This window comes from Nostoc sp. NMS4, assembly GCF_017115095.1.
In the GTDB taxonomy this organism is placed as follows: Bacteria; Cyanobacteriota; Cyanobacteriia; order Cyanobacteriales; family Nostocaceae; genus Nostoc.
Map to the genome: position 1 here is coordinate 47,733 of NZ_JABXKI010000255.1, position 14,412 is coordinate 62,144.

The 14,412-nt window shown below is 43.2% G+C and carries 11 protein-coding genes and 1 pseudogene; 3 read left to right on the forward strand and 9 right to left on the reverse strand.

All coding sequences use genetic code 11. From position 1 onward, the window contains the following. Nucleotides 1-138 precede the first annotated feature (138 nt). Nucleotides 139-2,325, forward strand: a complete 2,187-nt coding sequence (locus tag HWQ37_RS23115; protein WP_292751329.1) for an NAD(P)/FAD-dependent oxidoreductase — start codon at nucleotides 139-141, stop codon at nucleotides 2,323-2,325. A 73-nt stretch (nucleotides 2,326-2,398) separates the two neighbouring features. Here the strand turns inward: HWQ37_RS23115 and HWQ37_RS23120 are convergent, their stop codons facing one another. After that, entirely contained in the window at nucleotides 2,399-3,946 is a 1,548-nt protein-coding gene (locus HWQ37_RS23120; RefSeq protein WP_292751332.1) for a hypothetical protein, read from the reverse strand. Between the two features lie 345 nt (nucleotides 3,947-4,291). On the opposite strand from HWQ37_RS23120, the gene HWQ37_RS23125 reads away from it, so the two are divergent. Then, entirely contained in the window at nucleotides 4,292-4,768 is a 477-nt protein-coding gene (locus tag HWQ37_RS23125; protein WP_292751335.1) for a transglutaminase-like domain-containing protein, read from the forward strand. 207 nt (nucleotides 4,769-4,975) lie between these two features. Here HWQ37_RS23125 and HWQ37_RS23130 read toward each other — a convergent pair whose 3' ends face one another. The 4 genes from HWQ37_RS23130 to HWQ37_RS23145 form a co-directional block, all read right to left on the reverse strand. Further along, entirely contained in the window at nucleotides 4,976-5,275 is a 300-nt protein-coding gene (locus HWQ37_RS23130) for a protealysin inhibitor emfourin (RefSeq protein ID WP_292751337.1), read from the reverse strand. 515 nt (nucleotides 5,276-5,790) lie between these two features. Then, complete coding sequence (locus HWQ37_RS23135; RefSeq protein ID WP_292751340.1) at nucleotides 5,791-6,036, reverse strand: hypothetical protein; 246 nt, start codon at nucleotides 6,034-6,036, stop codon at nucleotides 5,791-5,793. A gap of 39 nt (nucleotides 6,037-6,075) precedes the next feature. Then, entirely contained in the window at nucleotides 6,076-6,321 is a 246-nt protein-coding gene (locus tag HWQ37_RS23140; RefSeq protein ID WP_292751342.1) for an HNH endonuclease, read from the reverse strand. 168 nt (nucleotides 6,322-6,489) lie between these two features. After that, the gene (locus tag HWQ37_RS23145) at nucleotides 6,490-7,626 is read right to left on the reverse strand and encodes a Gfo/Idh/MocA family protein (RefSeq protein WP_292751345.1); all 1,137 of its coding nucleotides are present in this window, start codon (nucleotides 7,624-7,626) and stop codon (nucleotides 6,490-6,492) included. 199 nt (nucleotides 7,627-7,825) lie between these two features. Here HWQ37_RS23145 and HWQ37_RS23150 point away from each other — a divergent pair, with 199 nt between their 5' ends. After that, a complete protein-coding gene (locus tag HWQ37_RS23150) occupies nucleotides 7,826-9,466 on the forward strand; it encodes a purple acid phosphatase family protein (protein WP_292751349.1) in 1,641 nt (546 codons plus the stop codon). Between the two features lie 207 nt (nucleotides 9,467-9,673). Here HWQ37_RS23150 and HWQ37_RS23155 read toward each other — a convergent pair. The 4 genes and pseudogenes from HWQ37_RS23155 to HWQ37_RS23170 form a co-directional block, all read right to left on the reverse strand. Further along, a pseudogene (locus HWQ37_RS23155) lies at nucleotides 9,674-10,867 on the reverse strand (MFS transporter). Between the two features lie 136 nt (nucleotides 10,868-11,003). After that, nucleotides 11,004-12,077, reverse strand: a complete 1,074-nt coding sequence (locus tag HWQ37_RS23160) for an aliphatic sulfonate ABC transporter substrate-binding protein (RefSeq protein WP_292751352.1) — start codon at nucleotides 12,075-12,077, stop codon at nucleotides 11,004-11,006. Nucleotides 12,078-12,285: 208 nt separating this feature from the next. Further along, nucleotides 12,286-13,167: a TauD/TfdA dioxygenase family protein gene (locus HWQ37_RS23165; protein WP_292751355.1), complete on the reverse strand. Its 882-nt coding sequence runs from the start codon at nucleotides 13,165-13,167 to the stop codon at nucleotides 12,286-12,288. 26 nt (nucleotides 13,168-13,193) lie between these two features. After that, nucleotides 13,194-14,195: a TauD/TfdA dioxygenase family protein gene (locus HWQ37_RS23170; RefSeq protein WP_292751357.1), complete on the reverse strand. Its 1,002-nt coding sequence runs from the start codon at nucleotides 14,193-14,195 to the stop codon at nucleotides 13,194-13,196. Between the last annotated feature and the right edge of the window lie 217 nt (nucleotides 14,196-14,412).

Genomic DNA, 14,412 nt, shown 5'->3' on the forward strand with positions numbered 1-14,412 from the left:
AAATGAACAATAAATTTGACAAACTCTTAAAATTTCTTCACTGAATCTTTACGAAACTAATAGGGCGGAGTTTACCTTACTTTGTGCCTTAAGAAAATCTGTCTTAGTGAGTAGATTGACGGGAGATGTCAACAAAAGATGAAAGAAATCCTTTATTTGGAAATTCCAACTCCAGAAACAGAAACTGTGCGTACTTGGTTACAAACAGATTTTGAACCTGGAAATGGAGAAAAAGTACTTACCTCGGAAGGCTTTCGCCTTAAAATACCCAGTGCTACTACACCTGCTGGAGTGGCTCTTTCCGAAAACTTACCTACAGAACTTTCGGTATTTGTCTGGTCGGTGCAACGAACTACCTATCTGAAAGTGTTTCGCTGGGCAGAACAACCCTTTCCTAGTGAAGGAAAAATTCTGCAAAACTTGACCAAGGAAATCAGAAGCCGTTTTCCGCATCATTACCCAGAACCGCCAGCAATTGATTTATCCCAGCAATCAATATTTGCCGCATTAGCCTCTACTTACCCCCTGACCGTCAAGTATTTTCAGAAAATGCCCAACGGTGAATATGACCTAACTCGTGCCTATTGGTGGGAAAAACGATGGCGCGAAGGGGTGCGGAATCCGCAGCAGCCGCGTCAAGTGGTGTTTTCGCAGGGGAGCAGGGGAGCCGGAGAGCAGGGAAGCAGGGGAGCAGGGGAGCAGGGGAGCGGGGGACAAGGAGATAAACTCAGCACTCAGCACTCAATACTCAGCACTCCTTTGCCCCATGCCCAATACGACATCATTTACATCGGCGGCGCACTAGGCGCGATTCATGCAGCACTGATGGCAAAACTGGGATATAAAGTCTTGCTGGTGGAACGAATGCCCTTTGGTCGGATGAACCGAGAATGGAATATTTCGCGTGACGAGATTCAAAGCTTGGTTAACTTGGGTTTAGTCACCCCCGCTGAGTTAGAAACCATCATTGCCAGGGAATACAAAGACGGATTCAATAAGTTTTTTGATGCTAATAATCCAGCCAAACTGCGATCGCCAATCCTCCACACACCCACAGTCCTAAATTTAGGCTTGGATTCCGAAAAATGGCTCCAAATGTGTGGGCAAAAGCTGCAAGCGGCAGGGGGTGAAATTTGGGATGAAACAGAGTTTATCCGTGCAGATATTGATATATCACAAGTAGTTTTGCAAGTCAAGCACTTACCCAGTCAGATTGAGAAACAAGTAAGTGGACGACTGCTAATAGACGCAATGGGAACCGCGTCACCCATTGCTTGGCAATTAAATGGTGGTCGTGCCTTTGATAGTGTCTGTCCGACAGTGGGAGCGGCAATTGAGAGCGGATTTGAGCCGGGAGTATGGGATTCCCAATATGGAGACGTTCTTTACAGTCATGGGGATATTTCCCGGGGAAGGCAGTTAATTTGGGAATTGTTTCCCGCAGCAGCTGAGGAACTGACGATTTATTTATTTCATTACCACGAAGTCAATGCTGAAAATCCCGGTTCCTTGCTAGAGATGTACGAGGACTTTTTCACAATTTTGCCAGAGTATCGCAGGTGCGATATGGACAAATTGGTGTGGAAGAAGCCGACATTTGGGTATATACCAGGGCATTTTAGTGTGGGAAGTAGCGATCGCACAGTTGCCTTCGATCGATTGATTGCGATCGGTGATGCGGCATCACTCCAATCTCCCCTGGTTTTCACCGGTTTTGGTTCCCTAGTTCGCAACTTAGAGCGCTTAACAACTCTATTGGATACTGCTCTCAAACATGACTTGTTGAGTTTCCGCCACCTGAACCAAATTCGCGCCTATCAAAGCAACGTTTCCGTAACTTGGCTATTTTCCAAAGGGATGATGGTTCCCACTGGGAAATTTTTACCACCCCAGCGGATTAACTCTATGCTCAACACCTTTTTTGGGCTGTTAGCAGACGAACCGCCAGAGGTAGCAGATAACTTCATCAAAGATCGGTGTGATTGGTTAACCTTTAACCGTTTAGCACTGAAAGCAGCTAGGAAAAACCCTGCCTTGCTTTTATGGATTTGGGAACTTGCTGGCCCTAGAGATTTAGGGCGATGGCTTGGTAGTTATTTCAACTTCGGTCGTCATGCCCTAGTTAGTGCTTTACTAAGTCCGTGGTTCCCGCGCTTCTTAAACCGCATAGGTTTTTGGTTGGAACCCCGGAATCCAGGCTTGTGGCTGTGGCTGTTGACGATTAATTATGCGATCGCTACAGGCAAACCGCGATCGCGCGCTCAAGTAGCAAAATCCAACCCAGAAGCCATAATTCCGAAGTCAGAAGCAAGGATTCTGAATTAGTCATTAGTCATTAGTCATTGGTCATTAGTATTAGATAAATGACTAAGGACAAATGACTAATGACAACTAACTCCTAACTCTTGGGGCGAAAATTTGGTAGTTCTACAGATGCCAATGATTTACGCCCCTTGGGTGGACGCTGGGGATAAACTACTGGTGAAGGTGAACTGTCATCGTTGGTATTATCACCTAATGGCTCTGGGGACAAGTCATTTGCTGATAATTCCAACTGCAATTGTGAAACTTCTGACCAATAGTCTTCAGCTTCTCCAACAGGCGCTTCGGTGTGAGGTGGATTGGAGTTCTCTAAGTTATTAGCTGGTGAAACCACAGAATCCGTTGTCCAAGAAGTAGAGATAGTTACAGGAGGATTAATTTCTGCTTCAAACTGTTCCTTTTGTGGATTTTCTACTTCCTCATCGTCTTCTAAGATTGTTGCTAAAGTCTCCCAAATTGGGGCATCACTAACATCCGTTTTTGCAGTAGGTGGTGGTGATGTAGATGCAGTCTGGGAGGTGAAAAACATTTGGATTAGACTATCTAATTGCTGATCTAAATTTGATGAACCCAAAGGTGCAAACGCTTCAGTTGTATCTGAAGAATCATCAACTTCTGGAGATGGCGCGGATTGCGTTGGTGTTGGTGTTGGTGTTGGCGTGTCTTTTTTAACTGTCCAGTTCCAAGGAGATGATGGCGGCGTTGCAGGGGCTTCATTTCTCTGGAATGGGACTGGTGCTGAGGGTTCACCCCAAGAATTATCTAGATCGTTACTCAAGGATTCTTCTTCTGCTGACCAAGGTTGAATTGGCTGGGCGTTAGGAAACAAAGACCGAGCTTTTCTAGAAAATCTTCCTTGGCTACTAGTTATATCTTTAGGGTGTTTTGCAGCATCCTCTAAGGAATCATAGCTAGGAACCGATGTATCTAGACATTTTTCCAAAGCTGCTTTGAATTGCAACGTCTGGCGTTGTTGTCGCATCAGTCTAGTACGTAACTCCCGGCAAACATTTTCTGACTGCAATAACTGCTGAGATTGTTCGTTGTTGTTTGTGTGTAGCAACGTACATTCTCGCTCTAACTGGGCAAGGCGTTGCTGGCTAATTTGTAGCTGTGCTTTATGAGTATCAATGAAAATTTCTTGACGTTGAACAGTTTGTACGGCAGTTTCTAATTGTTGAAATAAAGATTTTATCTGTTCTTGAGCCGCAGCTAGTTCCTGAGTGTGTTGATTGAGCATCGACTCACTAACGCTAGAACGGGTTTTCTGCCACTGCAAAACCTTTTCTGACTCAGCTAGATTGTCTTTTAGCTGCTCCACTTGTTCATACAAATTATTGTTAGCCGCACGTAATTCTTCGTTCAATGCCAGCAGGTTCTGAAATTCTGAGTCAATAAGTGCTTGTTTGGCGCTTTCAGGCTCTGCAACCCAGTCCTGCTGGGCGGTATCTTGTGAAAATTGTGTATCTTCAGCTGGCATGAGGAGTGGCAGTTTTTTAACTGTCATATTGTCATTAGGCACAACTGAGTAAAAGGGACAACTCGCCTGTTCTGATTGTGGCGAATTAGCAGAATTTAGGGATTGCATTACAGTCCCCTTATTTGAGGTGTCAGCTTCATTCATCACTCTTGACTCACCTGCTTAAAAATATTCAGCAGCGCTGGCATTAGCATTGCTTATCAACTGTGTCTAATCAGGGTTTGCTCTAAAAGCTAAGTTTAACTCTCTCCAAGCACCAGCAATTAATTATCAATTGATGTTCCCCATTTTGTATCTAGACTGATGCCGTTATAACACTATGATGCTCTGTCCCGTCAAGAAGAGGTAGAAAGGGAACTCTGGCCGTCTTTGAGGATAGGCAAAAAAGAGGAAAAATTTTTAACATACCCCTTGACAGTTGGCTCTTTTTCTTAACTTGTGACCAATGGTGGTAGTATGTTTTCATGGCTGCTCTAATCCTTGCTATTGATGAACAAACTATTGGATGAAACGCTGTCAATCAAAACTGCTGAACGCATAAACAGTAAAGCTACCACTCCATTTGATAATGCTTACAAAGCAGCATTATCCACTGAGGGGGCAAGATATATTCAGGGATTTTTAGCTTTTGCGGGGAAGCCATACAGACCGATTGAACACAGTTGGATTGAGCTAGGTGATGACTCTGGGGTAAGCATTATCGATCCCACATTACCTCACCTGAAAAAAAATCCTCAAGAACTGTGGTATTTTGCAGCACATAGTCTGACTGTTAAAAAACTGAAAGCCATCATTGAAGAATCGAAAGAAGATTATCCAGAAGATGAACCATTACCAATTTATGGCGATCCACCTTATGAATATTATGGTGATGTAATGTTGGGCGGTCAAGACTATTTGGCAGCATATCAAGCCGCAGAAGCTAAGTGCAGAGAAATTAACGAACTCAATCCTGATAGTAACTAATAAAACTAAATTAAGTAATTCGTAATTTGAATTACGTTACTGCCACTTTGCGAAAATTATGACCACTAAAGAGATATTCTACAGCGTCAGAGACTTACAGCAGATTTAAAATTTGTGAGGCACACAAGCTAAGTCTCAAAGCCAGGTATAGAGCTTGTTTTAGTTCTGAATTCTGTATTCTGCTGTATAAGTAATTATTTTTACTTTTTACCTTTTCTGTGCTGTGGTTTGTAACCATTCAATCAGGGGTCTTAAGGTTCCTGGCAATGCTGACTCACTGACAGTCACAGTATGCTGCTTACCGTTATCTTCTACTGTTAACTTATATTGAAAGCGATCGCTCTGGGGATTTGGCGAAGTAATTAGTTCCGGTAGCCTAAATAAATCAGCCACTTCCACCAGTCGGGGAAGTGTAGCAGCTTCATCTGGCGGGAGAGTGTCTGTATCAACGGTTGTCTTCTTGCTAATTCCAGCAAAGCCGCCCGTGCGTTCAAATGATACCCGCATTTTTTTGCTCTCCGTTGTGTTATTTGGTTGGGAGATGAGAGTTCTCACCTCTCACTTTAGCAACAACAAACAATAAATTTATCAGTCCTGAGTGTTGAATAATGTCATTGCGAGTAGAGGTTCGCAATGACAACTATTTATCCGAACATGATATGAGAGGGCAAAAATCTTAAATGTAATCCTTCAGGAATTCTTAAATTATGGCTAACATACCAGCTAGCGCGGTCAATAGCTAGAATAATGTGCTTTTTAGCACCTAATTCAAATTTACAAGTCCCACAAGGAACTGAAGTTCCTTGCTAATAGCAAAAGTCATCTTTAGATGACTAAATATCTGGAAAAATCTTTAGTCTACTTCAGTAGACTTTACCTATTAGCCTTGAACTTCAGTTCAGGGCGGGTCAGGAAGCCCACCCCACAATATTGGATAATTTATTTATTGGAGTTCACTATGCTAAAACCCAGGCCTTTTGTTTCTCCTGAATTCTGACTCCTGCATTCTGCCGTAACTTCCTTTACTTAACGTGGGAGCGATCGCAATGGTAGGGATAAAGCCACTCACACTTAAAGAGTCCACGGGTATGTTTTTCAAAAAATGTTCCTGCATGCCGTCCAGGTGATATATCGATCCCAGCTTTCGTTTTAATCTCATATAACCAGGGAAAGGCTACTACTAAAATAGCGATGAAAGTGAAGAGGTAGAGAATCGTAGTTTTAATGTTGGCAAATCTTTGGGAATTGCTATTGGGATTTTGAGGCATAGAAATGAGAGAAAAACTAATAGCTCATACCATAATAACCTAAAGCTGAAAATATCGCCGAAAGCGTGGATCGATATTATCTGTTTTCTGCTGGTTGCAGGTAAAGCAGAGAGTTTGAAGATTGCTAATATCGTTTTGACCACCACGAGCGAGGGGAATGATATGGTCAATGCTGAGGTTAGTTTCTACAGTAGTTTTACCACAGCTTCGGCATTGGTATTGGTCGCGTTGAAAAACATATTTTTTGACTTCCGGTGGGATACGAATGCGGGGAGTTTTACTCATTTATTTGCTAGTTACCGAATAGAATTCAGGAGTCAGGAGTCAGAATTCAGAATGAATTTTGACCGAAAAAGCGGATAGCCCAGCGTTAGCGAGTCAGACGTTCTTACGTCGCTAACGCAATGCTTACGAGCGTCTTGATTCTGACTCCTGTTAGCGATAGCGGGGCGTTTAGCCCATTCTGATTTCTGAATTCTGACTTCTGAATTCTTCTTCAATAAGAAACTCTTCCAAATTGGGTACGTCTACCCAACTTGCTTTTTGATGCGATTCATGAGATAAATCTATCAACAACTGAGAATAAATTCCTTCTCGCAGCGATGGTATAATTTCCTGATTGCGGTCAATTCCTTGCACCCATTTATCTACTACGCGGATAAATGCCGAAATGCGCCCATCTGCATGATTTTTGGGGAAAATTAACCGATTCGGTATTTCTATTTCTGTTAGAGGTTTACCTGGCTGGGAACCCCAAACCCGAAAACCATGTATATAATCTTTTTGATTTTCACTACCCACAATTAATGTACCGCGATCGCCATATACTTCTACCCAATGGGTTCTTGCTGCATGAACCACCGCACTGATAGAAAGTTGGCAAGGTGTCCCATTAGCTAATTCCAGCGTTAATATACAGTTGTCATCTGTATTCACTGGCTTAGATTCCCCACTAATAGGGTCAACTCGTACAGGAATGGCAGTAGTTAAATGGGCGTTTAATCTACGCACCGGCCCAAATAACCAGTGAATATAATCGAAGGCGTGGGAACCCAAAGATCCCAATGCACCGCCTCCTTTATCCTTGTCAGAATACCAATTCCAAGGGCGTGAAGTATCAGCACGAGAAGAACCTAACCAATCAATTTTAATTAGACGTAATTTCCCCACATAATCTTCTGACAATAATTCCGCAAATAACTGCCATGCTGGTACAAAACGAAATTCAAAATCTACAGTTGCAATGACGCTTTTTGCTTTAGCTAAGTGATAAAGTTCTTTAGCCTCAACTGCATTTAAAGTTGTCGGTTTTTCTAATAATAAATGTTTCCCAGCTTGCAATACAGTTTTTGCCATTTCATAGTGCAAAAAAGGCGGTGTAGAGATGCTGACTGCTTGCACTTCTGGTAATGCCACAATATCTGTAAGCGAGTCTGAGGCGTGGGGGATATTATGGGATTGTGCTATGGCTTTGGCTTTATTTATATCGTGGTGATAAACAGCAACTACCTCAGTGCGAGGATGTGCTTGGAATCCGGGTATATGGACTTTTTGACCAAATCCAGTACCTGCGATCGCAATTCCAATCATATACTTTTTATCCCCATAGTTATACAACTTATTATTTACTCAGCTTCATTTTAACAATCATATAAGTGAATACCCTAAAAAATTTGGTATGTTACTCATGCTCAGACGCTTACGCAACCGAAAATTTTCCTTAGTAGCTATGCTTGTGCTTGTTATATGCTTTACTCTGGTAGGTGTGCGTTCATTTGGGCAAATAATTATGACATCAGTACCCCAACTGCTCACCGACCCGTTTTTGCAATTGCCAACTGAAACTTCAGTACGAGTAGTTTGGTTTACTGAATTTGCTGGTGTTAATCATACAGTAACCTACGGCGAAAACCTCAAACAAACTGCTAAGGTAAGTACTATTAAACTCAGTCGCACCCGTGAAGACCAACAGTCAAGAGTTGCAAACCAAACCGAAGACGGACAAATTTATCAAAAACCCGTCCAGCGAGATATTTGGCGGCATGAGGCCGAGGTAACTGGGTTAACTCCTGGTGTGCGGGTAAACTATCGTGTCACGAGTGTCCAAGCAGAGGGTAAGAGTGTTGACAGTGATATTTTTAGCCTTGCAGCTACTCCAAAATCAGATACACCACTGAAAATTCTACTTACCTCAGATCATCAATTAAAGCCGATGACAGCAGCAAATCTGCAAAAGGTGGTAGAAACAGTGGGACGGGTTGATGGCGTGTGGTTTGCTGGTGATTTAGTCAATGTTAGCGATCGCGCCTCCGAATGGTTTGATGATCATAATGGTGGTGCGTTGTTTCCCGGTTTACAAGGTCGTGCTAAATATGAAATGACGCACAACGGTATTAAAACAACCTACACTGGTGGACAAATAATTCAACACGCACCTATGTTTACTTGCATTGGCAATCATGAGGTGATGGGGCGATTTGGCAGAACGGGAAGTTTAAATGATGAATTTGATGATACAATTCCCCGTGTAGTTGCTCAAAAAATCTACCGAGATCAATCTTTAATCGATAATTCTTTTAATACTAATACTTATGAAGAGATTTTCTCTTTACCAAAAAGTAAAGAGGGTGGAAAAAGGTATTATGCAGTTAGTTTTGGTGATGTGCGTTTGGTCGTACTCTACGCTACCAATATGTGGCGGACTCCCAGTTTAAATGGAAAGCATAAGGGTAGATATCTAGAAGCCGAAAAGGATTTAAATAATCCTGAAAATTGGGGTTATGGACAGGTGATTTATGAGCCAATTGCTAAAGGTAGCAAGCAGTACAATTGGCTAGAGGCGGAACTCAACAGTTCTGAATTTCAACAAGCAAAATACAAGGTTGTAATGTTTCATCATCCGCCCCATACTCTGGGTGATAACATAGTTCCTGCTTATACAGAACCAGTACAGATAATTGAACGCGATCGCAGTAATATTAAAGCAGTGCGTTACGAGTACCCCAAAGATGCAGATTATATTATCCGCGATGTTGTCCCTTTATTAGAAGCAGCTAATGTGCAATTGGTATTTTATGGGCATTCCCATTTGTGGAACCGCTTTGTTAGTTCCAGTGGAATGCACTTTCTAGAAACATCGAATGTGGGTAATACTTACGGTGCTGCTTGGGGTGATAGAAAGCGAGAAGTACCAATTGGATATCAAGAGGATTATGTTAAGCTTGGTGATCCTAATGGGTTAGAGCCGATAGTGCCAACAATTGCCCCAATGCTTGGTGAAGATGGAAAGCCGATGCCTTATATTACAAGTAATGATATTACGGTTTTCAGCATCTTTGATACGGACACTGGTACAATAAGTAGTTATCGCTTTGATACTCGCAAGCCTGATTCGGAAGTATTGAAGTTTGACGAATTCAAGTTGAAATAGTAGACCCACACATACAGCAAAATTCAGAGGATGTTTGAAAAGTCCTGTTGTTGGTAGCAAAAAGTTTTAGATCCCCCTAAATCCCCCTTAAAATTTACCAAAGAAAAGCAACTTGTTTAGCGATCAATCCAACGGCTCACTGCTGGCAATTGTGCAGAGAACCATAGCGCACCTAAGATATTTAGACTGCCACAGACAATCAAGGCATTAGTCGCACCAAAATTCTGTTCCGGCTAACAGATTCCCAAAGGGCATCATACCCACCATTGCTAGGGCATAAAAACTCATCACCCGTCCGCGCTTATCCTCGGCAACTAGGGTTTGGATAATCATATTACTACTGGTAATCAGGAGGATGGAAAAGCAGCCTGTAAACACGAGTATGATTATAGATAATCCAACTTGACGCGATAGTGAGAAGGAAATCAAACTTATCCCAATCAAGACTTCAGCGACTACAATCAATCGCTCTAAGCCCGCAATCCCTCGCCTAACACTCAGATACAAACAAGCAAACAACGAGCCAATAGGCGCTGAGGTGCTGAGGTGAGCCATCGTAGTTGCATCCCCATTTAAAATCTTAGCCGCGAAGATGGGCATGAGCGCGACATGAGACATCCCGACTAAACCTTGTAATGCCAGTATTAATAAAATTGCTCTAATCGGCTGGAATTTGGAGACATATTCAAAACCCTCCCGCAATTTCTGCAAAGTATCGCTAAGGCTCGTAAGAGCTTGCATGGATCTGACTTTCAGCCGCATCGCTAGCAGGGTAAAGATGGCAGGAATATAGCTGAGGGTATCGTAAAGAAAACAATATTTTACCCCTAGTGTAGCAATCAAAATCCCGCCCATAGCCGGCCCCAATACCGAAGAGGAACTTAACATTACTGAATTCAAGGCGATGCCTTCGGCGGGCTACGCCAACGCATTGCCCCAATCAGCGCGATCGTCTACGGTTTCGGTGACGATTGTATGACGCACGGGCATATCTAATCCCTTCAGCAAACGATTGAGAACACTCAGTACCAATAGGATGGGAAACGTAATCCAATTTGTAAAGGTAAGAATCGTTAATGCCAGGGAAACGCTAATTCCCAATATCTGCACTAGCATTAACAAATCTCGACGACTCCAGCGATCGGACAATACGCCCGAAAACGGAATCACTAATAACGTCGGTAAAAATTGTACAAACCCTGCAATTCCCAACAACCAAGCCGATTGAGTCAATTCGTATACCAGCCAAGGAATAGTTAACTGCTGGGTCATAAATGTCCCAGACATTGATAGTAACTGTCCCCCAAAAAACAGCCGAAAGTTACGCCAGCGAAAGGCAGGTAAATGCTGGTAAATGATATTACTTACGCGATCGCCTAGTTGTCCGTTCCAAATTTTCATCAGGAAAGTTCTATTATGTTTTACTAAGTATTAGATAGCCTAATACTTAGCTTACCTAATAATTATAGGATAATTGCGTAGTTTACCGCCGAAGGGCATCGCATCTGTTTTTGTAGCAAGCTTGCTGATTCAAAGGTTAAGCCTTATTCCTAACGGCATCCGGTGTAATCGTTGCATACTGCTGGGCAGTTAAGGTTGCTCCTTTAACATCAACTTGTTTTGGCACAACTTTCAGTTCATATAGAAGATCCGCAACCTTTTGTTGAGCGCTAATTACTTCCTCAGTAATTGGTCGCATGTCATATTTTCTTCTCGTCAACGCCAACTCCATAGTATCGGCATCAGTCTTGACCTTGGGTGCGAGGATTTCGGCAGCAGCCCGCCTGTTTTTGTTTGCCCACTGACCAACTTCGTAGTACTCTGACAAAATTGTTTTCAAGAGTTCAGCATTATTAATTGCAAAATCTCGTGAGGCTAGGTAATAACCTCCTGGTGTCTTAATTCCTTGCGCGTCTCGTAAGACTCGAATAATACCTTCCCGTTGCAGCTTGATCAGACTAGGATCACCTTCTACAAAGGCATCAACTGTTTTGTTCAAAAACGCTGCTCTTCCATCTGCAATGGTTAGATTCACTGATTCAACATCACTGATTTTCAGCCCTGCCTCTTCCAACGCTTTCACCACAAAAAAGGTCTGAGCCGTCCCTCTAGAATAAGCAACTTTTTTACCTTTAAGACCTGCCAATGTTTGGATTGGAGAATCCTTTAGCACAACAATTGCGGAACCTTCTCCAGTACCTGGCGGCGTATTAACTACATAAATCAGATTAGTACCAGCTGCCTGAGCAAAAATGGGTGGCGTTTCGCCAGCCGGACCAAGGTCAATGCTACCCACATTTAAGGCTTCCAATAATGGGGGACCAGACACAAATTGAGACCAAGTAACACCTATTCCTTCAGGAGTCAACCGTTTTTCGATCGCGCCTTTTTCGTGTGTTATGTCCCCAGAAACTTGGTAGCCAAGTCGAACCAGCTTGGTACTGCCTTTATTGTTACTAGTGGCATTAGTACTCAAGGTTGCGCTGCTGTTATTGCCTGTGCCGTTGTTTGTTCCACAACTGACTAAAGCAGTAAAAGACATTAATCCATAAAAAGTGTAAAGTAAATCACGCCTGGATATTGAGTGCTTTCCAATTTGTAGTTTGACCATAGCTTTCTATCTCATCTTGACGCTGATACTGTGGTAGCAAAATCTCTGCAAGCTGACCGAATCCATTAGAGGGCTTTATCCTGGCCAAAAAGGCTATAACCCTCTAATCGCATCCGGTTTCGTGTCAAAACTAACTTTTCCCCCTCTGTTCTCTAAAGTGGAGAAGGAAAGGGGAGTAAAGTTTTGTATCTGAAAGAATTCACAACCTTTAGAAAGGACGGCTTCCTCGAATGCTAACCCGCTTCAAAAGCCGGGTTGCGTTGGAATTAAATTCGGGGCGATAGTGAGCCGTTGCCTGGTTGTCCCAATAAAGTAGGTCGCCCTTGCTCCAGTGGTGTTGATAAACAAGGTGGGGTTGCTTAATGTGTTCCCGCAAGCGCTCAATTAGCTTGGCCCCTTCCACTGGGTCGTAATCAACAATATCTACCTCGCTAGCGGCATTTAGAAAGAGAACTTTCTTGCCAGTATCTGGGTGAGTGCGAACCAAAGGATGGGTAGCAACTCGTTCACCAGGTTCAACAGAACGACCGGCTGCATAGCTAGGCTCAGGATACTCATCCCGATACTTGCCATAGAAATTAAAATGGCGCAACTGCAAGCCAGCAATCTGCTTCTTAGTAGCATCATCTAGTTCTTCGTAAGCCTGAATCAAATTCACCCAATAGGTATCAGGGCCATTCTCAGGCAGTTCTATCCCATATAAGAATGAACCGCTAGATGGTGTAGGCAACCAGTCATGATCGATATGGGGTAAAAGTTTACGATAGTTGGGTGCAATATTGACGGAACTTTCTTCAGAGGCAGCATTTGCAAGAGTTAGGACAAGGGGCGGCAGATACGGCTCGGTTTCTCCTTTGCGGATATAGGCAGGTTGTTGGAGAATGTCGCCAAAGTAATTCGCAAACGCTAATAATTGGTCGTCAGTCAATTGTTGATTTTTGAAGACGAGGATGTGGCGATCGCGCCATGCCTGCTTGAGTTGTAGAATTACTTCTGGTTGTGCTGCCAGACTGGCATCAACACCAGTAACAATTGCTCCTAAAGCTGCTTCAGTAGGCGTAATCTCAATTCGTGTTGCAGTAAATGTCATAAAAATTTCTCCTTGCACTTTGTAGCTTACGAAAGCACTGGTTGTGGTTCCTTAGACTCAGCTTTCTGCTTGAAGACAGTTGGTACTTCTGCGTTGAACACCTCACCTTGAACCACTTGGGAGCGGAAACCATCAACTCCAACTGGAACATCACCAGTAATGGTGGTGCGATATAACAGACGCTCGATATCCAAATGATCTAAATCTTGAGGAGCTAAATGTACAGTGGCGCGGTTATCCCAGAAGGCGATATCACCATTATTCCAACGGAAACGGGTGGTGTAGGCAGGTTTGGTGATTTGGTTGAAGAACAACTCAAGTAACAGCTTGCTCTCTTGTGGTGACACGTCAACAATGTGCGAGGTGAAGCCAGGATTAACGAACAACGCACGTTCACCAGTCTCAGGATGAACCCTGACTACTGGGTGGATTGAGACTAGTGGATTAACAGCAATGCGATCGTCGAATTTGCCGTTGCGGGGCTGATACCCGCCCCCATTAAAGCGATGTTCAGCTTTCAATGTGTCTGCTAGCGCCCGTAGGGGTGCTGACAGTCCCTCATAAGCCGCAACTAGATTGCTCCATTGGGTATCACCACCGAAGTTGGGAACATTAACGGCGCGTAAAATTGACCCTGCTGGTGGGTTAATAGCTGCCGTTACGTCTGTGTGCCAAGGACCACCAGTGCGAAAACCGTACTGCTTCTCATAGAGCTTACGATCTACGGGTTTGATCTGTGGGAATCCCGGGACTGGTTCAGGCTCTCCGAGTGGATGCGCGAAAGTTACTTCACCGAAACGAGATGTAAACTCAACCTGGGCAGCATGATCGATGTTCTGACCACGAAAGAACACAACTTTCCATTTCAATAACGCTTTACGGATTTCTTGGACTTGATCGTCAGAAAGAGGGCGGGAAAGGTCTACGCTACCGATTTCGGCACCGATGAAACCAGCTACCTGTTTAACTTCTATATGTTTGTAGCCCATGTAGATTCTCCAGAGTTTGATCTGTAGGGTGGTGTTCACACTCGCCTGTTTCCTTTGGAATTTTGCCAATATCTGATAGCAACATTCCTGTGCTGGGAGTAGAACTGAGAATATCATACATTATTCCGATAGATTTACCGTAGTATGTATTGCTATTTAACAATTTTCTGTGTTTTTGCAGCTAGGATCTTCGCAATTGAGATAAGAACTCTTGCATAAATATTTTGTGGTATGATTGGAGGTTATTTTAATTTCA

What these genes read in the sequence shown, in the direction of transcription:
- HWQ37_RS23115 (WP_292751329.1), top strand. Translation starts at nt 139, where the DNA reads ATGAAAGAAATCCTTTATTTGGAAATTCCAACTCCAGAAACAGAAACT.
- HWQ37_RS23120 (WP_292751332.1), bottom strand. Translation starts at nt 3,946, where the DNA reads ATGAATGAAGCTGACACCTCAAATAAGGGGACTGTAATGCAATCCCTA.
- HWQ37_RS23125 (WP_292751335.1), top strand. Translation starts at nt 4,292, where the DNA reads ATGAACAAACTATTGGATGAAACGCTGTCAATCAAAACTGCTGAACGC.
- HWQ37_RS23130 (WP_292751337.1), bottom strand. Translation starts at nt 5,275, where the DNA reads ATGCGGGTATCATTTGAACGCACGGGCGGCTTTGCTGGAATTAGCAAG.
- HWQ37_RS23135 (WP_292751340.1), bottom strand. Translation starts at nt 6,036, where the DNA reads ATGCCTCAAAATCCCAATAGCAATTCCCAAAGATTTGCCAACATTAAA.
- HWQ37_RS23140 (WP_292751342.1), bottom strand. Translation starts at nt 6,321, where the DNA reads ATGAGTAAAACTCCCCGCATTCGTATCCCACCGGAAGTCAAAAAATAT.
- HWQ37_RS23145 (WP_292751345.1), bottom strand. Translation starts at nt 7,626, where the DNA reads ATGATTGGAATTGCGATCGCAGGTACTGGATTTGGTCAAAAAGTCCAT.
- HWQ37_RS23150 (WP_292751349.1), top strand. Translation starts at nt 7,826, where the DNA reads ATGACATCAGTACCCCAACTGCTCACCGACCCGTTTTTGCAATTGCCA.
- HWQ37_RS23160 (WP_292751352.1), bottom strand. Translation starts at nt 12,077, where the DNA reads ATGGTCAAACTACAAATTGGAAAGCACTCAATATCCAGGCGTGATTTA.
- HWQ37_RS23165 (WP_292751355.1), bottom strand. Translation starts at nt 13,167, where the DNA reads ATGACATTTACTGCAACACGAATTGAGATTACGCCTACTGAAGCAGCT.